Below are 20200 nucleotides of genomic sequence, written 5' to 3' on the forward strand. Positions count from 1 at the left end.
AGTGTTACGAAATTTCGTAAACAATTAATTTAGCAGCAATGGTTTCCATTGTATTATTTGGAGATTTAACCTCTACGTCTCTAAGATCCAATGAACCCAAACTTGCCAGCGTTTCAATATGACTTCTATCGGATTCAGGAAAAGAAAGATATTTTGAAGTTCTCATCAAAACGAACAGTTGAAAAGATTTTTCTAAATCTGAAGTGACATTTAGATAGTCATAGACTTTGAAAGGATGAGCAATGTCCCACATACCTCTCACTCTTAGATTGGTGATGCCTAACGGATCAATCTTGTTCACTCTCGCTAACTCTTTGGTTACGCTTAACTCAACTCCTCGAATCTCAGCGATGCCGTTAATAATATTACTTCTAATTCTTTCGTAAACTTCTTTGTTTGCTGCATCAATAGTCCGGACAATTTTTGAGGCAGAGGCTGAACCCCGCATTCTACCGTCAGCATCTGACCGCGCCGAGGAGGCTCAAACCCGCATTCTGCCGTTGGCGATTCAAAACTGTCCGGACCATTGCTGCATAACAGTCGCCATAAACCAGCCATAATGAAGATAGCTGTCTTTGCCCTCCAATATGACCAATGCAATAAATATTATCTTTTTCAGTCCAATCTTCACATTTTCGGCAATCAGAAAGAATCATTAAGCTATCAGCAAACAACTTTGCAGACGGATAAGAGCTATTAAGAGCTATCCTCGCGGTTGGAGTTGTGATTTTTTTAACTTCAACAGCATCGCCACCCCTGATCATAAAGTCTGGCGGATTATTTGCATTACCACCCCAGGAGAAAACACTTCTATGAGCTTTAGCCTTTTCACAGCGATCGCTAATGCTGATCGAGTCCGCGAATATGTCTTTTGCGAAATCTTCTAAAGCATCTCCAACAGAATTAATGCGATTTTCACTTCGATAGTATTCAATCACATCAGGAATTCCGCTGTCTACGATCGTTTTGATCGCTTTAAGAATATTGGTTGACGCTTGATAATTCATAATGCTGATCCATCAAATTTCTACCTTAATTCTAAAAGCATTTGAATAGCCTTCTCATTTTTCCCAAAACAACTTCATCTGAGTGGGTGATTAAACATGAGCTTTTATTTAATTCTTGGGCGATAGATTTTGCTATTTCACAAGCAAAGTTAACTGGAACGGCATTTCCTATCATTTTGTATGCAGCCGCTAGATCTTGATAGTAAAAAATAAAATCATCTGGAAATGTTTGAATTCTGGCACATTCGCGAATCGTCAATCTTCGATAGGGAAATTGAGAAGATGTATCAAAAATCCACTTGTCTTTTCCAACGTGAATCATGCAATTAGCCTGTGGATGAATAGGAGCATGACGACCACCCGCTTGAATCGTAAAAGAAGGTTGATCCCACGATCGGACGCGATTTCGAGACATATAAATACTAGAAAAATCGCCTTGCATATATTCATGATTTGATACAAGACAAGCTTCGCCATTCGTTTTACTTCTACCGATCGCGGGCAACTCAGATCCCTGCAAATCTCCGATCGCTTGCTTTAAGGTGCAACTATTAGAGGCAGACTTCACTGCATCAAACTGAAATTTCTTCCCTAAACTAGCGTGAAACCCAACAAAAATAACACGCTTTCTTTCTTGGGGAACAGCATAGTTTTTAGCATCTAGCAGCTTATAAGTTACGACGTAGCCAGCTTCTTCAAAAGCCAAAATAATATTCTGTAGAGCAGTTCCATGCTTTTTGTGAAGCATTCCAGAAACATTTTCAGCAAGAAAAAATAAGGGTTGTTTATCTTTTAAGATGCGAACATATTCCCAAAAAAGCTGACCCCGTTCATCTTCCATTCCTCTTTGACTACCTGCCTCGCTCCAACTTTGACAAGGAGGACCTCCCATGATTCCAGCACAGTCTGGGATATCTGATGAAGGAATATCTCTAATGCTTCTCTTGTCAAAAATTGTGTGAGGGTGATTTTTTTCATAGGTTTCCCAGATAGCCTTATCAAATTCATTTGCCCATAGGACGTTAAAACCTGCTTTAGAGAAACCTAAATCTAGCCCTCCGCAACCTGAAAATAAGGACACGACATCATTTTGCATCAGAGAACCTGTATTAATCGATCGACGGTTGCCATTTAATCTTCTCTACACAACCTGACAAAACCACAAAATCTAAATCGGTAATCGATCGAGGTTTTTATTCGACCCAATCACCACGATCGCTGACCCCTTGCGAAGAATTGTAATCGGATCAGGATTGATCACAAACTTGCCATCTTGACTAAACGCCAGCACATTTAGCCCATAGCGAGACCGCAGTTTTAGCTCAGAAATTGTGCGCTGATCAAATTCTTCGGGCACAATCACTTCGACAATGCTGTTTTCAGGATCAAGCTCAAAGCGATCGAGGATGCCGGGTTTGGTCAGCGATCGAGCCAACTCGTAGCCCGCATCGTGTTCTGGAAACACCACATGATCAGCACCCACTTTTTTGAGCAGCTTTTCGTGAATCTCAGACGAGGCTTTAGCAACCACGTGCCGAACGCCGCCCTCTTTGAGGTTTAGCGTTGTAATAATACTTTCCTGGACATAGTTTCCGATCGCTACAATCACAGTGTCTTGCTCAAATAGTCCAGCTTCTTTGAGGGCGGCGGGCTGCGTCGAGTCAAGCTGACGAGAATGAGCAACGATGCGATCGTTCAACGCCTGATCGACTCGTTCCATGTTGGCATCGACTCCCAAAACGTCGTAGCCCTGACCATGCAATGTCGAACAGACTGCCCGACCAAAGCGCCCCAGACCAACCACCGCAAACTGCCTGTTTTTGGAGTCCGATCGCAGCCCATGAAAAAATTTAAGCGCAGATAGATTCACAATTTTAGGAGGGTGATGGGATAAAAAGAAAGTACGCCTCTTCGCCGTTTAAAGTATCTAACGAGTTGAGCCTGCAAATTAGCCCACGAGCAGATTTTCTTCGGGGTAGTGGACAAAACTAGGCTTGGGATCTCCTAACAGCGCACCCACTAGCAGCAAGATGCCAACTCGACCCACATACATGATTCCAATGATTACAAGCTGTCCGAGGGGCGAGATATTAAGCGTTCCGACTGCTGATAGACCGACTGTTGCAAAGGCAGACACCACTTCAAACAAAATATGAATAAAACTAAGCTCTGGGTCGGTGAGGGCAATCAAAATCGTTCCGCCAATCACCGTCATGGTTGAACCCACCAGCACGCCCACCGCTTTCAAAATCAGAGGCATCGGAATCTGACGGTGATAGCACAGCACCTCATCTTTTCCCTCAAGAACGGCTTGCGTACAGGTGATTAACACTCGAAATGTTGTGGTTTTAATGCCGCCTCCCGTTCCACCTGGACTTGCGCCGATGAACATGAGCGCGATCGTAATAAATAACCCGGCGTTGGTCATTTTGCTGATGTCGATCGTGTTAAAGCCTGCTGTTCGAGGCGTGACCGATTGAAACCAGGCTGCCATGACTCGATCGCTCCAACCTATCGCCCCCAGTGTTTGAACGTTGCTAGATTCGGTGGCGAGAAACGCGATCGTGCCGATCGCTAATAACAGCAGTGTTGTACTTAATGCAATCCTAAAATTGAGGGTGAAAAACGATTTTTTTGAGGGATTAGAAATGCGATCGCGTCCCCAATAAAACATTTCCATAATCGCCTGATAGCCAATGCCCCCAAAAATGATCAGCAGCGTGATCACAGCATTCATCAACGGCGATCTCGCATACTGAATCAAGTTATCAGAGAATAAGCTAAATCCAGCGTTGTTAAACGCATTAACGCTGTGAAAAATTGAGAGCCATACTCCTTCGTGAAAGCCAAACTGAGGCACGAAAATCGTCATTAACAAAAAGATGCCTGTGAGTTCAAAAATCAAAGTAGTGGCGATAATCGATCGGATCAACATCGACAACTCCGACAGCCCAGGGATATCTAACGATTGCTGAATAGCAACTTTGTCTCTGAGTCCCAGTCGTCTGCCGAGCAGCAGCAGCAGCACCGTTGTCGCGGTCATATAGCCAAGTCCGCCCACTTGCACCAGCAGCAAAATCACTAGCTGCCCCCAAAACGAGTAAAACTTGCCGACATCTACTACCGATAATCCAGTGACACACACCGCCGATGTAGAGGTAAACAGAGCAACTACTGGATCGCTCCACGTTCTACTCAAGAGGGAAAACGGCATCATCAACAGCAGCGCTCCGATCGTGATGACAGCAAGAAATCCGAGACAAATCGTGCGAGAGACAGTCATAGTTAGAAAAGTGAGTGGAGCAAAACAGATGAGTCAGAAATGGGCGATAGTTCAAAGTTAATTATGCTGTCGGTCGAGTGATTGCGATTCAGCCATTCCAGGAATCGCAATTTTGCTCGATCGTCAACCTACCTCAGAGTCTCATCAAACTGCTGCCAATAAGGTAGGCTATTTTCAGTCTTTTAGAAAATTTCCTGCATGACTTCGACGCTCTATCAACAAATTCAGCAGTTTTATGATGCTTCTTCGAGCCTGTGGGAGCAGGTTTGGGGAGAACACATGCACCACGGCTATTATGGGGCAGACGGTCGAGAGCCAAAAGAGCGCAGACAGGCACAGATCGATCTGATCGAAGAACTATTGCGGTGGGCAAACGTCACCCAGGCTGAAAATATTTTGGATGTTGGCTGCGGTATTGGCGGCAGTTCGCTTTATTTGGCAAAAAAATTCACGGCAAAAGCAACAGGGATCACGTTAAGTCCGGTGCAGGCAAACCGAGCGATCGAGCGTGCCCAATCCGCAAACCTCAATGCCCATTTTCAAGTGGCAAATGCGTTAGACATGCCCTTCGCGGATAATTCTTTTGATCTGGTGTGGTCGCTAGAAAGTGGCGAACATATGCCCGACAAGGTGAAGTTTTTGCAAGAGTGTTACCGAGTTCTCAAACCGGGCGGCACGTTTATTTTTGCAACGTGGTGTCATCGATCGACCGATCGCCAAGCGCTCACCGCCGACGAGCAAACGCACTTAGAAGACATTTATCGAGTCTACTGTTTGCCTTACGTGATTTCGCTGCCGGAGTATGAACAAATTGCCCGTGAGGTTGGTCTACAAAACTTGAGATCAGCCGATTGGTCAACCGCTGTCGCGCCTTTTTGGAACGTCGTCATCGATTCAGCGTTTACACCTGCCGCTTTTTGGGGGCTTTTAACCTCTGGCTGGACGACGATTCAAGCCGCGTTGTCATTGGGCTTGATGAGTCGAGGCTACGATCGGGGGTTGATTAAATTTGGGTTGATCTGTGCCACCAAATAATGGGACGAACCCGATCGCTGACGATGACATCTATTCGTAAATTCAGCCTTACCTATGAGCCGCACTTCTCCAAAATCATCCGTTTCTTCGGTTCCTTCAAACTTCGTTAAAAAACACGCTCCCTGGCTTTATGCTTTCTGGAAGTTTTCTCGCCCTCACACCATCATTGGCACTTCTTGCAGCGTTTTGGGCATGTATGTGATCGCGGCGGCAAATCAATCCTCCTTCCCGTCTTCCTTCCTCTTTCCTCTGATCGCGTGTCTCTGTGGCAACGTTTATATCGTCGGACTCAATCAGCTAGAAGATGTCGCGATCGACCGCATCAATAAACCTCATTTACCCTTAGCCTCTGGAGAGTTTTCGCGATCGCAAGGAGTCGCGATCGTCGCAATCACAGGCATTTTGGCGATCCTTCTCGCTGCTTTACAAGGGCAATATTTGTTGGGAATGGTGGGATTGAGTTTGGCGATCGGCACTGCCTATTCGCTGCCGCCGATTCGTCTTAAGCGGTTTCCCTTTTGGGCTTCGGTGTGTATTTTTAGCGTTCGGGGCGCGATCGTCAATCTCGGATTGTTTTTGCACTTTAACAATGGGTTTCCGATTCCGGCTAACGTGTGGGCACTGACGCTATTTGTGTTGGTGTTCACATTTGCGATCGCGATCTTTAAAGATGTTCCTGACATGGAGGGCGATCGACAATATAATATCAGCACCTTTAGTCTGAGAGTCGGTAAGAAAGCTGTATTCAGCTTGTCTCGCTGGGTATTAACGGCGTGTTATCTCGGAGTGGTCGCGGCTGCATTCTGGTTGCCGTTGGTGAATGCGCCTTTTTTGATCGTGAGTCACCTAATACTGGTGGGCGTTTTGTGGTTGCGAAGTCAGAAAGTCGATCTGCAAGATCCGCAAGAAGTCGCGAAGTTTTATCAATTTATTTGGAAGATGTTTTTTCTGGAATACTTACTTTTTCCGATCGCGTGTCTCTTACATTAAAAAAACGATCAAAAAAGCTGATGAATGAATCACGATAGGTTTAATTCATCTCTCATCTTTTGGCGTTATGACTTCAGTGGGCAAAGTTTATCTCGTTGGCGCTGGACCTGGAACCGTCGATTATCTGACCGTCAAAGGCTATCGGCTTCTGGCGCAAGCAGAAGTTCTTGTCTATGATGCCTTGGTTGATGTAGAGTTGCTGCAACTTGTCCCTGACCATTGTCTCAAGCTCAACGTCGGCAAACGAGGCGGAAAGCCTAGCATGAAACAACCTTACATCGATCGCCTCCTGGTCAAACAGTGTCAACAAGGAAAGCAAGTCATCCGTCTCAAAAGTGGAGACCCGTTTATTTTTGGGCGATCGACCTCCGAGATTCAGGCACTGATCGCCGCAGGATGTGATTTTGAAGTCGTTCCGGGCATCTCTTCAGCGCTGGCGGCTCCTCTGCTAGCGGGGATTCCCCTCACCGATCTGGTTCTCAGCCGCTGTTTTACTGTTCTGAGCGCTCACGAACCCGATAATCTAAACTGGCAGACTCTCGCCCAAATTGATACTTTAGTGATTCTCATGGGAGGGCAGCATTTGTCTGCGATCGTTCAGCAATTGCAAAAACAAGGACGATCGTCTCAGACTCCGATCGCGATTATTCGGTGGGCAGGGCACTCTCAACAGCAGATTTGGATCAGCACACTGTCCCAAATTCTGGCACACTCAGGTAACCAATCGCTATCGCCTTGTGTGATTGTGATTGGCGAAGTTGTGGGGTTGCATTCATTTCTGCAACCGTCTATTCATCTTCCTGATCCGACTTTAGATGGTTAACCTCGCACGATCGTGCGGTCGGAATGCGATGAATTTCTATTGATATAGTCCTCTACCCGACATGTGCTGTGTGTACCCTTCCTCTTTCTAGCAAAACCATTCTCGTCACGCGATCGGCGGGGCAGTCGAGCCAGTTTACTAAGCTGCTGCAACAGCAAGGTGCAACCGTGGTTGAGATGCCCACATTAGAAATCACGCCGCCGTCTGATTGGCAAGATTTAGACGACGCGATCGCTCAACTCAATGAGTTCGATTGGCTGATTCTCACGTCTGGCAATGCGGTTGACTATTTTTTTGAGCGGTTAGCGTCGCGGCTGCAAGATGTGAGAGGCTTGTCTGAGATCAAGATCGCAGTGGTGGGTGAGAAAACCGCGTTTATTCTTAAGCAGCGAGGGCTACAGGCAGATTTTATTCCTCCTGCGTTTGTCGCTGACTCAATGGTAGCCAATTTCCCAGAGCCTGTGAGCGGCAAGAAACTGCTGTTTCCGCGAGTCGAGACGGGCGGGCGAGAAGTGTTGATGAAAGAGTTTAGCGATCAAGGGGCAGACGTGACGGAAGTGGCGGCTTATCAGTCGGGGTGCCCTGTGACGATCGACCCCAGCGCGTTAGCCGCTCTGCAAAATCGTCAGGTTGATGTGATTACGTTCGCCAGTTCTAAAACAGTAAAATATTTCTGTCAACTCGTCGAAACGTCGCTGGGCGAAGCGTGGCAAACTTATTTAGAAAATGTCGGCATTGCCTCGATCGGTCCTCAAACCTCAAAAACCTGCCACGCTCTATTCGGACGGGTTGACGTAGAAGCCGAAGAATATACCTTAGAAGGGCTGACTCAAGCGGTTGTCAAACTGGCGAGTTGATACTTTCCGTGGTCTGTCTCATGATCACTGGTCACTTTACTAGAAGCAGTTAGTACAAATATACTAAACTATGCTATCCTCATCTCAAACCTGGTGCGGAGGCAATTTTATGAGTGTTGAGCAGACTACCCAACTGATTCAGCTAATTCTCAACTCAGTGCTGATGGTGGTCGCCTGTGCCTTTATTTTGGCAGGCTTATTGCTGAGACGAAGCGCCCTAGAACAGCGTCTGCAAACCACCAGCTTAGAATATTATCAGGTGTTGCATCTCGCCTATGGCTCTCAGGGCGATCGCCTTTTGTTGCTCAAAAAGCAGCTCCGCCACCTCCAGCAGCAGGTTAAACTATCGCGAAACAGCACTGTTGCCATTCACTACGCTTTTATGGTTTTTGTTGCCAGCACCTTCGCGCTGTCGCTGAGAACGGTCTGGGATGCGGCGTGGTTAATTACAACGGCTCTCACGCTATTCGTCGTCGGAGTCGGAATTTTGCTGCTGAGCGTGACGCTGCTATTGCTTGATTTGCACAAGTCCGATCGTCCCTTTTGGCAAGAAGTTAGAGGAATGTCGATTCTCAACCAAAGCGCCACCGTCGAGTTGCGCCCCGATCGAGCAGGGCGACGCACCGCTTCCGATCGATTGCGTCGCAGTCCTGATGTGGCGATCGTCAGAGCGTCTCGCAAAGCTAGAGTCAGTTAGAGTTGAGGAGCAATCACCGTCGCGGTTCGACCCGACTCGTCAACGACAATCCAGCCCGTTCCAAGATCTAAATCTTCAGCGTGGGTGCTGACTTTGAAATAGACTTTTTCGCCTGTGTTGGTCTCGATCGCAAAGTCTGCGTTTTGAGCATAGACCACCTTAAACCCGCGATCTTGCAGGCAAAACTTTGCCCAACTCTTCAGCGACTGCCGATTGGGATCAAACGGAATCGGAGGACGATCAAACAGCGTTTGCATCACACGAATCAGTTCCATAGATTTCGGTTTAGAGAGCCTGACATTGAGGACAAAAATAGAGCCGCCGCCCTGCATAAATGTCTTTGACGATCGCCGTTCCGCACAAAAAACAGGGTTTGCCTTGACGACCAAAGACACAGTGCCGATAGTCACTGCGTTTATAGTGCTGCTCTTTAAGCTGGGCAACAATCTGTAAATCATTGGTGATGCCCTTTGTCAGATAAGACTGATGGGTCACCGATAATACTGCTTGCGCCAACGCCTGAATCTGTCCAGTATCGCAGTCTACGGGGCGTAAAGACGGATGCACTTTGGCGACGAACAAGATCTCGCTGCGAAGATAGTTTCCTAATCCTCCTAAAAAGTGTTGGTCTAGCAAGAGCGATGTCAATTGCCGACGATGGAATCGTTTATCGAGAAAGCGATCGACCACTTCCTCGATCGTGACGGCTTGATCCAACACATCCAATTCGACTCGACCTAGAAACGGATGAGTCGCTAACCCATGCTCATCTAACACCTGAATGTCAGACGCACTGTAGAGCAGAGCCGATTTTTTTGAGTTGTGAATCGCCAATCGCAACTGCCGATTCGTCGTCGGGTAAGACTGTAAGTTTCGCACATACCAGCGACCATAAAGCTGATTGTGGCTATAGATGTAAAGCGGAACGGAGAAGCAAATCACCATCGCTTTTCCGCGCGTTCTAACCGCTGTGATGGTTTCTCCAGTCAGCGTTTCCTCAAATGATTTGAGCCGATCGAACGCGAAGAAAATCTCAGTCACGGGTCGATCGACCAATGCCTTTGCCACCTCGTCAGCCGCTTGTCTAATTTCTGGACCTTCAGGCATCTCAACGACCTAAGTAATCAGTGTTGTAATAGAAGTATGCTAGAACTTCACTGTCACACAACCTATTCTGACGGCACGCTTACCCCTACAGAGCTAGTCAACGCCGCGATCGCCAAACAAGTCCAGGCGTTAGCGATCACGGACCACGACACCATGAGCGGCTGGGATGAAGCGTTTGCCGCCGCGATTGACCAGATCGAGATCGTCCCCGGACTCGAACTCAGCACCGTTTGCAATGATCGCTCTCTTCACATTTTGGGCTTCTACCCCGATCGAGATCTTCTATCTGCACCGTTAAATGAACGATTGGAAGGACGCAAACGGCGATCGCAAGCAATCATCGAAAAACTTGCCGATCTTGGCTATCCCGTCGAACTGCCAGAGATGGGAGAAGGCATGGCTCCCGGTCGTCCTCACATTGCGTCGGCAATGGTGCGCGCTGGATATGTCGGCTCATCGCGAGAGGCGTTCGATCGCTTCCTGGGGGACGATAAACCAGCCTATGTGCATTATGAAAAATTTGACAGCGAGGACGGAATAGAGTTGCTGCGATCGTGCAAAGCGGTTCCGGTGTGGGCGCATCCCTGTCTATTTCGAGGCGGTTATGTCGAAGAGATTTTGCCTCAACTTGTCGATGCGGGATTGATGGGTATCGAAGTATTTCACCCCAGCCACACGCTCAGGCAAGTGGCGCGACTCGAAGCGCTCTGTGAGGAGTATCAACTGCTGATGACGGGCGGCAGCGACTATCACGGACCCAACCCCGAAACCAAGCGCGATGATTATTCGTCTCTCAACAGTTTGCATCTGTCGTTAAACTTGCTGGAGCCAATTAAACAAGCCGCCGATCGGCAGCGACACTAATCAGCACAGCCGATCGCCGCACAATCTTTATCGACCTCCTTTGATTTTCTCCAGAAAGCGCTCTATTTTCAAAGGCTACCGTGTACACACAAGTCCTCGTCACTTCGTTTGGGTCGGCTTCAGCCCACTAAATCCCCCATTCTGGAGGACTTTGAGCCGGAGCGGTGGCTGAACTTTGAACCCCTTTCTGTCTCAGAGTCCCCCAATTTTGATGGGTCACTGCGTTGGGCGGGTTCCCCGACTTAAGGCAAGTGACGTGGGGGATTTAGGGGCGAAAGATTTTGGCAATGACCGATCAACCGACTTGTGTGTACACAGTAGGTTTCTAAAGGATAGAGGAATGGTAGATGCACCCTGATGATTCACCCCTGGCACTGGTCGGGGGTCTTTTGTGGATAAGAAAGACACCGAATGCTGAACCACTAAATGAGATCTGGATCTTCACCCAACTCCCGCAGACGAGCCGCCAAGCGTTCAGCCCTGAGTCGTTCCACTTCCGCTCGTTGTGTCTCTGCTTCCGCTCGTTGTGTCTCTGCTTCTGCTCGTTGCGTCTCTGCTTCCGCTCGTTGTTGAGCAACCTCTTCGGGTAAGAGCACCAGTGAGCCATTCGCGTCATAAAACCGCAGCCAGCTTGTCGTCTCGCGATCGAGGGTTCCCGTCCAAGTGCCTAACCATAAACCCAAGGTTTCACACCATAGCCAACCCCGGCTGTCAGGCAGAATCTCGTCGTAGGCGCTGCTTCGATGCCAGCCCTGCAGTGAGGTTGAATCAAAAGGATTATAGACGAAGTAATCTTGAGTCTTAAAGACCCGATCGTATAGCTGCTTTTTTAGACCCAAATCGACCTTGGCAGTGCTAGGAGACATCAGTTCAATAATGACATCGGGATAGCGCCCCTCTTCTTCCCAGACAACCCAGCCTTGGCGATCGCGGGTTCCTTCTACGTCTAGTACGACAAAGAAATCAGGTCCTCTAAAGTCGCGATTTTTAACCTGAGTGCTGCTGTAGTAAATAAACATATTGCCCCCGACATAAAAGTCGGTCTGCCCGATCCGATATTGCTGATAAGAGCGAATCAGCACATTCATCGCGACGCGATGTTGATTGGTTTCCAAGGGTTCTCCATCGTCGAAGATCAAGTCGGTGGGCGGCATGGGAGGATTCCAGCCGTCAGGGTCAGCGTTGGTCTGGGTGGGAAGGGTATCGACCATAGCGAGCACCAGCAAGAAGAAACCCTTGTATTTTATCGCTGATCACGGCATTGATCAGTAAGGTAGTCCACCTTCCAACCATACTGTCTATGTCTATTTCGCTTTATCAGCTTGACCCGTTGAATCGATTTAGCGATCGGGCTTCCAATTACGCCGACTATCGTCCCAGCTACCCACTATGAACAACTAATCACCGATCTCAATGGTTTGTATGAGAAGTGGGCAGATGAAGGATGGGTCTATCTGAAATATCAAACTCAAGTTTTTTTAGCGAATCCGCAAACCGTTTGACACATACTAAAAGCCGTTGGTCAAGAATTCTTGACCAACGGCTTGATGAATGATGGATAGATGAGCGTGATTAGCCGCCCGCGATTGCTGGAATGATGCTGACTTCATCACCATCACTTAAAGATGTGTTAATGCCATCTAAAAAGCGAATATCTTCACTATTAACGTAGAAATTAACGAATCGGCGCAGTTGTCCTTGTTCATCACACAAACGGGCTTTGATGCCGGGACAACTTTGCTCTAGAGACTCTAGCAACTCGACAACGCTGGTGCCATCGCAATCAAGAGTGGCTTGATCATTAGTCAATTTTTGAAGGGGAGTCGGAATCAGAACTTTAACAGACATATCAGAAAAAATGAAGGATCAGGAATGAAAAACTAAACCAGAACTTGCTGCCACTCTAGACGATCGAGGGTTTTTGACCGCTCTAGGGCACGCTCAAAGCTGTCGAGTTTTGGCTCGATCGTAAACGGTTCGCCCACATAGCCTTGAACCGCTTCTTGCGTTTTAAGACCGTTGCCCGTGATGTAGACAACCGTGGTTTCTTCGGGATCAATTTTACCTGCTTCAACCAGCTTTTTGAGAACGGCGATCGTCGTTCCGCCTGCGGTTTCGGTGAAAATGCCTTCGGTTTCGGCTAATAGCTTGATGCCCTCAATGATTTCGGCATCGTTAACGGAGGCGATGTTGCCATTTGTTTTACGGGCGATATCGATCGCGTAAACCCCATCTGCGGGGTTGCCGATCGCGATAGATTTCGCGATCGTGTTGGGCTTCACAGGCGAGATAAAGTCGCGTCCTTCCTCAAAAGCTTTGGCGATCGGAGAACAGCCTTCTGCTTGGGCACCGCTAAACCGCACGGGCTTCGCATCGACTAATCCAACTTCAACAAATTCTTGGAAGCCTTTGTAAATCTTGGTAAACAGAGAACCCGATGCCAACGGCGCAACGATATGGTCGGGCAACTGCCAGCCCAACTGTTCGGCGACTTCATAGCCCAGCGTCTTAGAGCCTTCTGAATAGTAGGGGCGAAGATTGATATTCACAAATCCCCATCCGTGGGTGTTGGCGACCTCAGAGCAAAGCCGATTCACCTGATCGTAATTGCCATGAACTGACATCACAGTCGGATTGTAAATCAGAGTGCCCATCACTTTGCCTGCTTCTAAGTCAGACGGGATAAACACGCAGCACTCTAAACCCGCATGAGCGGCGATCGCGGCTGTCGAGTTTGCTAAATTTCCAGTGCTAGCACACGAAACGGTGGTAAAGCCTAGCTCTTGAGCACGAGTCAGCGCAACCGATACGACCCGATCCTTAAAGCTCAGGGTCGGCATATTCACCGCGTCATTTTTGATGTAAAGCTTTTTGAGACCCAGGCGACGGGCTAAACGGTTGGCTTGCACGAGGGGAGTCATGCCAGTGCCGACATCGATCGGGGTGTTGGTAGCGACGGGTAAAAACGGACGATAGCGCCAAATCGAGTGAGGACCAGCCTGAATCGTTTCGCGAGTGACGGTGCGACGCAGCAAATCATAGTCATATTTCACTTCTAGCGGACCGAAGCAAAACTCGCAAACATGGGTCGCTTTGAGTTCATACTCGGCACCACACTCTTTGCATTTCAAGGCTTCAAAGGCAGCAGTGGTGGAATGAGCTTTGAGTTGAGTCGCCTGAGTCATATCGTGAAGTCCCCTCGGTGCAAGCGTTCTGTAGGTTTAACGTCTGATGTAAATTGATACTAACATGGGCGAAAAATCGAGTCAAACAATCCCGATAAAAAGAGTCGGGATTAGAGTCCGCCGCTGACTGGAGGAATGAAAACCACTTCGTCACCGGATTGCAACACAGTGTCAGGCTCAACAAACTGAAGATTCACGCCAAAGCGAGTCAGGTCGCGCCATTGAGTGAGTTCGGGGTGCTCGGCGAGCAGACGATCGCGCACCTGAGCCACCGTTGCCCCAGTCGGGAGTTCTAGCCTCAATTCTGAGACCCCATAGGCTTCTTGATAAGCCGCAAACAGTTTGACCACGATCGTGATGGAATCAGGCATGATTAAAAGCAGTTAAGAATGAGCTATCGGCTATCAGCTTACTAGCTGATCGTTTGAGGAGTAAAATTAAGACAACACCGCTTCACTGATGCGCGTGAAGCCTTGCCACTGCTCGCCATCCTGTTACTTATGCCTTCTGATTGATGACCTACTGCTTAAATCTTGACTGTAAGCGTCCGCAAAATTTTGACGGGGCAGAATTTTGTCAAAGCTGCGGTGCAAATCTGGTGCCACTACTGCGGGGGCGCTATCGAGTTTTGAAGCCGTTGGGTCAGGGAGGTTTTGGCAAAACGTTTCTCGCCCTGGATGAAGATCGGCTAAAAACCCAGTGTGTGATCAAGCAATTTTCACCCCAGCTTAAAGGCACGAAAGCGCTAGAAAAAGCCGTGAAACTGTTTGAGCAAGAGGCAATGCGCCTGCATGAATTGGGGGAACATCCTCACATTCCGGCTCTGCTGGCATATTTTGAGCAAGATCAGCGACTCTATCTAGTCCAGCAGTTTGTTGAAGGTCCGACTTTAGCGCAAGAGCTTCATCGGCAAGGGGCATTTAGTGAACAGAAGATTCGAGAAGTGCTGGTGCGGCTGCTGCCAATTTTGAAGTTTGTGCACGATCGCCACATTATTCATCGCGATATCACACCAACCAACATTATTCGCCGCAAACTTGACGGCAGACTCGTCTTAATCGATTTTGGGATCGCCAAACTGTTGACCGAAAGCACCGCCACTCAGCCCGGCACCAAGATCGGCACCGAAGGCTATGCCCCTATTGAGCAGTTGCGAAATGGTCAGGCATATCCCGCGAGTGACTTTTATAGCTTGGGCGCAACCTGCGTTTATTTGCTGACTCAAATCAGACCCGAAGATCTCTACGATCCCTTAGTGGGGCGGTGGCTGTGGCGAGACAAACTTGCCCAGCGAGGAGCCTCTATTAGCGATCGCGTCGGGTGGATGCTCGACAAAATGCTCAAAGATTTGGTGAACGATCGCTATCAAACCGCAGATGAAGCGATGCGCGATTTGCGATCGGCACTGTCTACGCCTGCCTTTGCTTCTCCTCAAGGGTCGTCTCGCTTGACGGGTGCATCGTCAGGGGTGACTCAACCCCCCACTTCTGGAACGCCCAGCCACTCAGGGAATAGCGCTTCTAACAGCAGACCCTCTAGAGAAAGACTATCCTCTGCGGCAAGCCCTTCTCAGCCGATCATGCCACCTTCCTCTCCGAGAAGCTATGGCTCACCGATTTCTGGCAGCCCCAAGATTCGTCGATGTTTGCATACGTTGAGTGGGCACTCGTCTTGGGTCGTGTCGATCGCGCTCACCTCTGATGGCAGAACGCTGATCAGTGGCGGGTTAGACGATCGCATTATGCTGTGGGATTTGAGCACCGGGGAACGGCTCGGAATTCTCACAGGGCACAACAAACCGATCAACTGTTTAGCCACAAGTCCTGATGGTAAGACGTTGATTAGCTGCAGTGACGACGACTCGATTAAGATCTGGCAGTTGCCCAATGGAGCGATGCTGCGATCGCTAGCGGGTCACAGTCGAGATGTCAATTCGGTCGCGGTTAGCCCAGACGGACAGTTTTTTGCCAGTGGCAGCGAAGACCGCACGGTTTGCGTGTGGCGACTGAGAACCGGGGAACTGCTGCAAAGCTTTACCGATTTGGCGGGAATGGTGCGATCGGTGGCAATCAGCCCCAACAGTCAGATTCTCGCCAGTGGCGGTCTCGATAACCACATTAAACTCTGGAACCTCAACACCGGGCATCTGGTGCGAACCCTGACCGGACACAGCAACTCAGTCATGTCGATCGCCATCAGCCCCGATGGGCAAATTTTGGCAAGCAGCAGTAAAGACAAAACGATCAAGGTGTGGAACCCCAACACAGGCGCAGTCATTCGCACGCTGTTGGGTCACACCGATATTGTCAACTCGATCGTCATCAGCCCCGACGGAAAAACGCTGATTAGCGGCAGCCACGATAAAACGATAAAGCTGTGGAATCTTGGAACAGGTGAGTTAATTGGCACCCTTACCGAACACACCAATTCTGTCAACGTGGTAGCGATTAGCGCTGATGGACACCAGTTTGCGAGCGGCAGTTCTGACAATACGATAAAAGTTTGGCAACTATCCTAGAGTTTGACTGGTAGATAACCTTGGTAACTCACCACTGGCTTTCGTCCGTCCTTTCCGCTATGCTGTGCCCCTTTCAGGCTTAAATCCAGGCGATGCTGGTTGAAAATGCAGCACCATAATTTGCTCTGGGCGTAGTCCTAAAGACTTGTGAGTGCGTCCATTGCGATCGCTGAATTCAACTTCAAACGCTGTGCCATTAGCCAATGTCTCAACGATCGTTCCAACCTGCCCACGCCACACATTGTATCGAGGAAGGTCAGCGGTCAGGGCAACAACGTTTAGCAATTTGACTGTATTAGATATTAGACCTCCTGCATACTCCGCCCTCACCCCAGCCCTCTCCTTGGGGCTACCGTGTATACACAAGTCCACCCAGAGCCATTTTCCAACCCATAAAGGTGGCTTCAAACTGTCGTAGCCCCCTCACCAATGTTGGCATTCCGGGTGGTCTTTGGGTGTTACAGCCTGACCATCCACCCATTCTGGCAATGAACCAAACTGCCCAAGGCAGGGTTGAAGGGGTTGAAGGGTTTTGCTATTTTTTCGTTTTTCCTGCCAAACTCGGCGCAATCTGCGATGGACATTGCTGTTGTGCCTCAGAGAAAACAACAGAAGCTGAAATCGTCGGATTATCCCGACCCTCTACCATCTGTAATGTTCTGACTGCCACCGATAAAGCTAAAACGGTCAGACCCTGAATGGCGGATATGAACTCCATTTGACTCGCCTCGACATTTGATCCCTTCTGTTTGATGGTGGCAAAGAGTTGCTCGATCCGTCATCGCCAGCAGTCCCACTCAATCACCTGTAATGCTTGTTCTAGACAGACCACTTCGTGCGTGGTCATCAAACGCTGATGCACTGGTTTTTGACCCCTGGGTGGATTGGCTTCCGTGGCTTCGACCGCGTACAGTCTGATCCGGTCTGGGTAGTTTTTATCCTTCAATGGATCGGGACGTTGGATGTCTACGGCAGTGCAACGGACGCTCAGGACTGCCTCTCTGGTCGTTCTGGTTTGGCGAGAATCCCCTTCTACCCTACTGCGGTAGCTCCCGCTAAAAGGCTGGGACGACAAATAGCAGTAGAGTGATTGAGCCTTCTCAACCAGACGACGGTCTTGTTTGATTCTCACTAGAAGACGGTTGTAGCGGTCTGGGACGGTTGCCCATTCCTCGTAGAGATCCGCTTCTCGATCTCCAATATGGGTGACTAATTGGGCATCGCCTGCTCTCAAGACCTAAAAAAATGGCGTAGTCGGCTGCCACAGGAACAACCAAACGCGGCAGAGCAAATCGTTGGAGCCGACTGTCGATATATCATCTGTGGAAGTCAGAGATCACCTGCGGCTCAACTCAACCGTTCGGCGATAATAAACGTTTGTATCGATCCAGCAAGCCACTATTCACGGTTTCAGATTTTATGTCTAGCGATTCTTCAGATTTCCGTCCATCAAATCAGATTCTACCCAAACTCATCATTCACGGCGGAGCAGGTAGCTCACTCAAGGGCAAAGGCGGAGCCGATGCAGTCCGGCAGTCGCTCTACAGCGTGATTGAGGAAGTCTATCTGCTCTTGCAAGAAGGGGCAACTGCTCAGGCAGCGGTTGTGCGGGGCTGTCAGCTTTTAGAAGACGATCCGCGCTTTAATGCCGGAACGGGTTCGGTGCTGCAATCTGACGGGCAGACTCGCATGAGTGCATCTTTAATGGATGGCACTACTCAAAAGTTTAGCGGAGTGATCAACACCGCTCGCGTCAGACATCCGATCGACCTGGCGTTATTTCTGCAAGATGTTGACGATCGCATTCTTTCAGACTATGGCTCGGCTGAACTGCTGCGAGAATTGCAGGTGCCGCTCTATGATCCTACGACCGATCTGCGACTCCAAGAATGGATTCAGGAGCGTGCCGGAAACTTTGATAAAACAATGGCGGGAGTGGTAGCAGAGCAAGAACTGGTCAGCGACAACGCGGGACGAGGGACGATCGGAGTTGTGGCGCTAGACGGTCAAGGCAACATTGCGGCAGGCACTTCAACAGGCGGCAAAGGCTTTGAGCGAGTTGGGCGTGTTAGCGATTCTGCGATGCCTGCTGGAAATTATGCCACGGCACAAGCGGGTATTAGCTGCACTGGGATTGGAGAAGACATCATTGATGAGTGTCTCGCCGCCAAAATCGTGATTCGCGTTACAGACGGGTTATCTCTAAAAGCTGCCTTTGAGCGATCAATGCAAGAAGCTCATACCCACAAGCGAGATCTGGGCGCGATCGGACTGGATGCAACCGGGGCGATCGCGTGGGGCAAAACCAGTGAGGTTTTGTTGGCTGCCTACCACACGGGTGAAAGAATTGCAGATACGTTAGATATGGCAACCGGAATGCAAGTGTCCGCTGTGTAAAGAAACGATTCATGCAAACAGACCAAGAATTTTTTCATTCGGGATAATTCTTGGTCTATCTGCTTATATGGCACTACGAAATTGCGTTAGGATGCTGGGCTGCGGTCGAAGCAACAAGGGGCTTAAGCCCCTTGTTCTAACATACATCCCCGCCATCTTGACTCGAAGAACTCCCGCCAATACCAAGCTGTTTCTTGCTTTTCTTAAGTTGTTTCCAAAGAGATTTAATTTCTCGATAAGACTCTTCAGGAGTCAACTTGCCTCCAGTCTCTAAACAGCAAATGTAGGTGATGCGCTGAGAAAACTCTTGCAAATTCGCATTAAAAACTAGGTTCTCAGGCTTGACCTCACCGCGATAGCGACTGCGAGGATGCAAAAAATCGAACTGGTCAGCCATTTTTTATCTCCTTATCAGAAAAGCATTCCTATCTATCTGCTTCAGCAACGCTGAGTTTGCAGGACTTCTGGCTTTGAGAATGTTCGTCGTTTAACCAAAAAGCTCCTAGCTTTGACAGGAGGGATTTCTATCTTAACGGTGATTTAACCAAATATTAACCTAACCTGAGATGGAGGGTCTGTTTGTATCCGATATCACTAACGCAGTTCTCGGACCTCTGCCAATGCGTCTCTTCGCAGGCGTTCAGAAATTCTAAATAGCTCCTGTCCTGTATGGAGATGGCTATCGTCGTAATTATTTGTGAAATACTCCAATTCATCAATGCCATCAGACACCTGATTGAGGCAATGATAAAGATTGGCGGCTGCCCCTGCCGCGATCGCAGGGTTAGGCAGCGAACGAAGAACGGTTTGAGCTTTGCTGAGAGCCTGATGACAGTCTTTGATATAAGCCTGAAACGCCTCCATCAGTTGATCATCAAACGGGTCAGCAGACAGCTCTTTCATCTGAGCCTTGAGAGGGCGCAAAATCAGATTTAACTGCCGATTAACTGGCGTGAAAACTCGGTTGAGCCATAGCCGAAGCTGACTATCAACGTCTTGCTCTGCCTGACGCTGTTGGCGATAAACTGCCTGCGCGGCAGCCGTGCGTTTTTGGCGATCGCTGGCACTTTCACCCGCAAATCCATCCGCGTCGAACTTCAGTTGATATTGAAGCTGATGGTCATACGATCTGCGACTTTGCGGGTCGCTTAAAACTTCATAAGCTTGATTGATGCGAGTAATTTTGTCGTGAGTTGCGGTGTCTTGATTGACATCTGGGTGAAACCGCTTTGCCATCTGCCGATAGGCTTTTTTAATCTCCGCCTGGGTTGCATTTGGCTCAACATCTAGAGTTTGGTAGTAGCTGGATGAATCTGGCATAGTGCCATTTTAAAGCGAGGAGGCAGCATGAGGGAACAAAAATTTTGTCTCTCCTCCCTCCTCGTTTTGGGCATCGTCAAGATCAGACAATCATCTCTTGCGGCATCACCATCGCCA

Annotated in this window: 24 protein-coding genes; 9 read left to right on the forward strand and 15 right to left on the reverse strand. The window is 48.8% G+C overall.

Annotated features, from left to right (window positions below; genetic code table 11):
• Positions 1-4: 4 nt before the first annotated feature.
• The 5 genes from A8707_RS00770 to A8707_RS00790 all read right to left on the reverse strand — a co-directional run bounded on the left by A8707_RS00770 (position 5) and on the right by A8707_RS00790 (position 4290).
• Positions 5-448, reverse strand: a complete 444-nt coding sequence (locus A8707_RS00770; RefSeq protein ID WP_068814361.1) for an NgoPII family restriction endonuclease — start codon at positions 446-448, stop codon at positions 5-7.
• A 7-nt stretch (positions 449-455) separates the two neighbouring features.
• The gene (locus tag A8707_RS00775) at positions 456-1007 is read right to left on the reverse strand and encodes an NgoPII family restriction endonuclease (protein WP_068814362.1); all 552 of its coding nucleotides are present in this window, start codon (positions 1005-1007) and stop codon (positions 456-458) included.
• Positions 1008-1038: 31 nt separating this feature from the next.
• Entirely contained in the window at positions 1039-2103 is a 1065-nt protein-coding gene (locus tag A8707_RS00780) for a DNA cytosine methyltransferase (RefSeq protein WP_082906170.1), read from the reverse strand.
• Positions 2104-2175: 72 nt separating this feature from the next.
• The gene (locus A8707_RS00785) at positions 2176-2877 is read right to left on the reverse strand and encodes a potassium channel family protein (protein ID WP_068814363.1); all 702 of its coding nucleotides are present in this window, start codon (positions 2875-2877) and stop codon (positions 2176-2178) included.
• Positions 2878-2955: 78 nt separating this feature from the next.
• A complete protein-coding gene (locus A8707_RS00790; RefSeq protein WP_068814364.1) occupies positions 2956-4290 on the reverse strand; it encodes a TrkH family potassium uptake protein in 1335 nt (444 codons plus the stop codon).
• Between the two features lie 198 nt (positions 4291-4488).
• Between A8707_RS00790 and A8707_RS00795 the strand changes: the two genes are divergently transcribed.
• From A8707_RS00795 to A8707_RS00815, 5 genes are all read left to right on the forward strand, one after another.
• Entirely contained in the window at positions 4489-5325 is an 837-nt protein-coding gene (locus A8707_RS00795) for a methyltransferase domain-containing protein (RefSeq protein ID WP_068814365.1), read from the forward strand.
• Between the two features lie 54 nt (positions 5326-5379).
• A complete protein-coding gene (locus A8707_RS00800) occupies positions 5380-6315 on the forward strand; it encodes a homogentisate phytyltransferase (RefSeq protein WP_068814366.1) in 936 nt (311 codons plus the stop codon).
• Positions 6316-6382: 67 nt separating this feature from the next.
• The gene (gene cobA, locus A8707_RS00805) at positions 6383-7138 is read left to right on the forward strand and encodes a uroporphyrinogen-III C-methyltransferase (RefSeq protein ID WP_068814367.1); all 756 of its coding nucleotides are present in this window, start codon (positions 6383-6385) and stop codon (positions 7136-7138) included.
• 68 nt (positions 7139-7206) lie between these two features.
• Positions 7207-7995: a uroporphyrinogen-III synthase gene (locus tag A8707_RS00810; RefSeq protein ID WP_068814368.1), complete on the forward strand. Its 789-nt coding sequence runs from the start codon at positions 7207-7209 to the stop codon at positions 7993-7995.
• A gap of 109 nt (positions 7996-8104) precedes the next feature.
• Positions 8105-8692: a DUF2721 domain-containing protein gene (locus A8707_RS00815; protein ID WP_068814369.1), complete on the forward strand. Its 588-nt coding sequence runs from the start codon at positions 8105-8107 to the stop codon at positions 8690-8692.
• Here A8707_RS00815 and A8707_RS00820 read toward each other — a convergent pair.
• Together A8707_RS00820 and nei are read right to left on the reverse strand one after the other, a co-directional pair.
• Positions 8689-8967: a hypothetical protein gene (locus A8707_RS00820; RefSeq protein ID WP_068814370.1), complete on the reverse strand. Its 279-nt coding sequence runs from the start codon at positions 8965-8967 to the stop codon at positions 8689-8691. The genes A8707_RS00815 and A8707_RS00820 overlap by 4 nt on opposite strands.
• A 10-nt stretch (positions 8968-8977) precedes the next feature.
• Complete coding sequence (nei, locus tag A8707_RS00825) at positions 8978-9799, reverse strand: endonuclease VIII (protein ID WP_068814371.1); 822 nt, start codon at positions 9797-9799, stop codon at positions 8978-8980.
• A 36-nt stretch (positions 9800-9835) separates the two neighbouring features.
• On the opposite strand from nei, the gene A8707_RS00830 reads away from it, so the two are divergent.
• The gene (locus A8707_RS00830; RefSeq protein WP_068814372.1) at positions 9836-10663 is read left to right on the forward strand and encodes a PHP domain-containing protein; all 828 of its coding nucleotides are present in this window, start codon (positions 9836-9838) and stop codon (positions 10661-10663) included.
• Between the two features lie 422 nt (positions 10664-11085).
• On the opposite strand, the gene A8707_RS00835 is transcribed toward A8707_RS00830, so the two are convergent.
• The 4 genes from A8707_RS00835 to moaD all read right to left on the reverse strand — a co-directional run bounded on the left by A8707_RS00835 (position 11086) and on the right by moaD (position 14219).
• The gene (locus tag A8707_RS00835; RefSeq protein ID WP_068814373.1) at positions 11086-11874 is read right to left on the reverse strand and encodes a Uma2 family endonuclease; all 789 of its coding nucleotides are present in this window, start codon (positions 11872-11874) and stop codon (positions 11086-11088) included.
• 361 nt (positions 11875-12235) lie between these two features.
• Positions 12236-12511 (reverse strand): MoaD/ThiS family protein, encoded by a 276-nt coding sequence (locus tag A8707_RS00840; protein ID WP_068814374.1) that lies wholly within the window; start codon positions 12509-12511, stop codon positions 12236-12238.
• 32 nt (positions 12512-12543) lie between these two features.
• Positions 12544-13848, reverse strand: a complete 1305-nt coding sequence (gene thrC, locus A8707_RS00845; RefSeq protein WP_068814375.1) for a threonine synthase — start codon at positions 13846-13848, stop codon at positions 12544-12546.
• Between the two features lie 110 nt (positions 13849-13958).
• A complete protein-coding gene (moaD, locus tag A8707_RS00850; RefSeq protein WP_068814376.1) occupies positions 13959-14219 on the reverse strand; it encodes a molybdopterin converting factor subunit 1 in 261 nt (86 codons plus the stop codon).
• Between the two features lie 143 nt (positions 14220-14362).
• Here moaD and A8707_RS00855 point away from each other — a divergent pair, with 143 nt between their 5' ends.
• Positions 14363-16366, forward strand: a complete 2004-nt coding sequence (locus A8707_RS00855; protein WP_068814377.1) for a serine/threonine-protein kinase — start codon at positions 14363-14365, stop codon at positions 16364-16366.
• A gap of 57 nt (positions 16367-16423) precedes the next feature.
• Here the strand turns inward: A8707_RS00855 and A8707_RS00860 are convergent, their stop codons facing one another.
• The gene (locus tag A8707_RS00860; RefSeq protein ID WP_231947879.1) at positions 16424-16651 is read right to left on the reverse strand and encodes a DUF4926 domain-containing protein; all 228 of its coding nucleotides are present in this window, start codon (positions 16649-16651) and stop codon (positions 16424-16426) included.
• A gap of 113 nt (positions 16652-16764) precedes the next feature.
• On the opposite strand from A8707_RS00860, the gene A8707_RS27790 reads away from it, so the two are divergent.
• Positions 16765-17064, forward strand: a complete 300-nt coding sequence (locus A8707_RS27790) for a hypothetical protein (RefSeq protein ID WP_156518304.1) — start codon at positions 16765-16767, stop codon at positions 17062-17064.
• 80 nt (positions 17065-17144) lie between these two features.
• Here A8707_RS27790 and A8707_RS00870 read toward each other — a convergent pair whose 3' ends face one another.
• A complete protein-coding gene (locus A8707_RS00870) occupies positions 17145-17600 on the reverse strand; it encodes a hypothetical protein (protein ID WP_068814379.1) in 456 nt (151 codons plus the stop codon).
• 185 nt (positions 17601-17785) lie between these two features.
• Here A8707_RS00870 and A8707_RS00875 point away from each other — a divergent pair, with 185 nt between their 5' ends.
• Positions 17786-18763, forward strand: a complete 978-nt coding sequence (locus A8707_RS00875) for an isoaspartyl peptidase/L-asparaginase (RefSeq protein ID WP_068814380.1) — start codon at positions 17786-17788, stop codon at positions 18761-18763.
• A 136-nt stretch (positions 18764-18899) separates the two neighbouring features.
• On the opposite strand, the gene A8707_RS00880 is transcribed toward A8707_RS00875, so the two are convergent.
• Together A8707_RS00880 and A8707_RS00885 are read right to left on the reverse strand one after the other, a co-directional pair.
• Positions 18900-19160: a DUF7219 family protein gene (locus tag A8707_RS00880; RefSeq protein WP_068814381.1), complete on the reverse strand. Its 261-nt coding sequence runs from the start codon at positions 19158-19160 to the stop codon at positions 18900-18902.
• Positions 19161-19357: 197 nt separating this feature from the next.
• Positions 19358-20083, reverse strand: a complete 726-nt coding sequence (locus A8707_RS00885) for a DnaJ domain-containing protein (RefSeq protein WP_068814382.1) — start codon at positions 20081-20083, stop codon at positions 19358-19360.
• Positions 20084-20200 lie beyond the last annotated feature (117 nt).

Source organism: Phormidesmis priestleyi BC1401 (genome assembly GCF_001650195.1).
GTDB lineage: Bacteria > Cyanobacteriota > Cyanobacteriia > Leptolyngbyales > Leptolyngbyaceae > Phormidesmis_A > Phormidesmis_A priestleyi_B.

Excerpts from the sequence above, each read along its gene's own strand:
- A8707_RS00770 (WP_068814361.1), bottom strand. The coding sequence starts at position 448 with ATGCGGGGTTCAGCCTCTGCCTCAAAAATTGTCCGGACTATTGATGCA.
- A8707_RS00775 (WP_068814362.1), bottom strand. The coding sequence starts at position 1,007 with ATGAATTATCAAGCGTCAACCAATATTCTTAAAGCGATCAAAACGATC.
- A8707_RS00780 (WP_082906170.1), bottom strand. The coding sequence starts at position 2,103 with ATGCAAAATGATGTCGTGTCCTTATTTTCAGGTTGCGGAGGGCTAGAT.
- A8707_RS00790 (WP_068814364.1), bottom strand. The coding sequence starts at position 4,290 with ATGACTGTCTCTCGCACGATTTGTCTCGGATTTCTTGCTGTCATCACG.
- A8707_RS00795 (WP_068814365.1), top strand. The coding sequence starts at position 4,489 with ATGACTTCGACGCTCTATCAACAAATTCAGCAGTTTTATGATGCTTCT.
- A8707_RS00800 (WP_068814366.1), top strand. The coding sequence starts at position 5,380 with ATGAGCCGCACTTCTCCAAAATCATCCGTTTCTTCGGTTCCTTCAAAC.
- cobA (WP_068814367.1), top strand. The coding sequence starts at position 6,383 with ATGACTTCAGTGGGCAAAGTTTATCTCGTTGGCGCTGGACCTGGAACC.
- A8707_RS00815 (WP_068814369.1), top strand. The coding sequence starts at position 8,105 with ATGAGTGTTGAGCAGACTACCCAACTGATTCAGCTAATTCTCAACTCA.
- A8707_RS00820 (WP_068814370.1), bottom strand. The coding sequence starts at position 8,967 with ATGGAACTGATTCGTGTGATGCAAACGCTGTTTGATCGTCCTCCGATT.
- nei (WP_068814371.1), bottom strand. The coding sequence starts at position 9,799 with ATGCCTGAAGGTCCAGAAATTAGACAAGCGGCTGACGAGGTGGCAAAG.
- A8707_RS00830 (WP_068814372.1), top strand. The coding sequence starts at position 9,836 with ATGCTAGAACTTCACTGTCACACAACCTATTCTGACGGCACGCTTACC.
- A8707_RS00835 (WP_068814373.1), bottom strand. The coding sequence starts at position 11,874 with ATGGTCGATACCCTTCCCACCCAGACCAACGCTGACCCTGACGGCTGG.
- A8707_RS00840 (WP_068814374.1), bottom strand. The coding sequence starts at position 12,511 with ATGTCTGTTAAAGTTCTGATTCCGACTCCCCTTCAAAAATTGACTAAT.
- thrC (WP_068814375.1), bottom strand. The coding sequence starts at position 13,848 with ATGACTCAGGCGACTCAACTCAAAGCTCATTCCACCACTGCTGCCTTT.
- moaD (WP_068814376.1), bottom strand. The coding sequence starts at position 14,219 with ATGCCTGATTCCATCACGATCGTGGTCAAACTGTTTGCGGCTTATCAA.
- A8707_RS00855 (WP_068814377.1), top strand. The coding sequence starts at position 14,363 with ATGACCTACTGCTTAAATCTTGACTGTAAGCGTCCGCAAAATTTTGAC.
- A8707_RS00875 (WP_068814380.1), top strand. The coding sequence starts at position 17,786 with ATGTCTAGCGATTCTTCAGATTTCCGTCCATCAAATCAGATTCTACCC.
- A8707_RS00880 (WP_068814381.1), bottom strand. The coding sequence starts at position 19,160 with ATGGCTGACCAGTTCGATTTTTTGCATCCTCGCAGTCGCTATCGCGGT.
- A8707_RS00885 (WP_068814382.1), bottom strand. The coding sequence starts at position 20,083 with ATGCCAGATTCATCCAGCTACTACCAAACTCTAGATGTTGAGCCAAAT.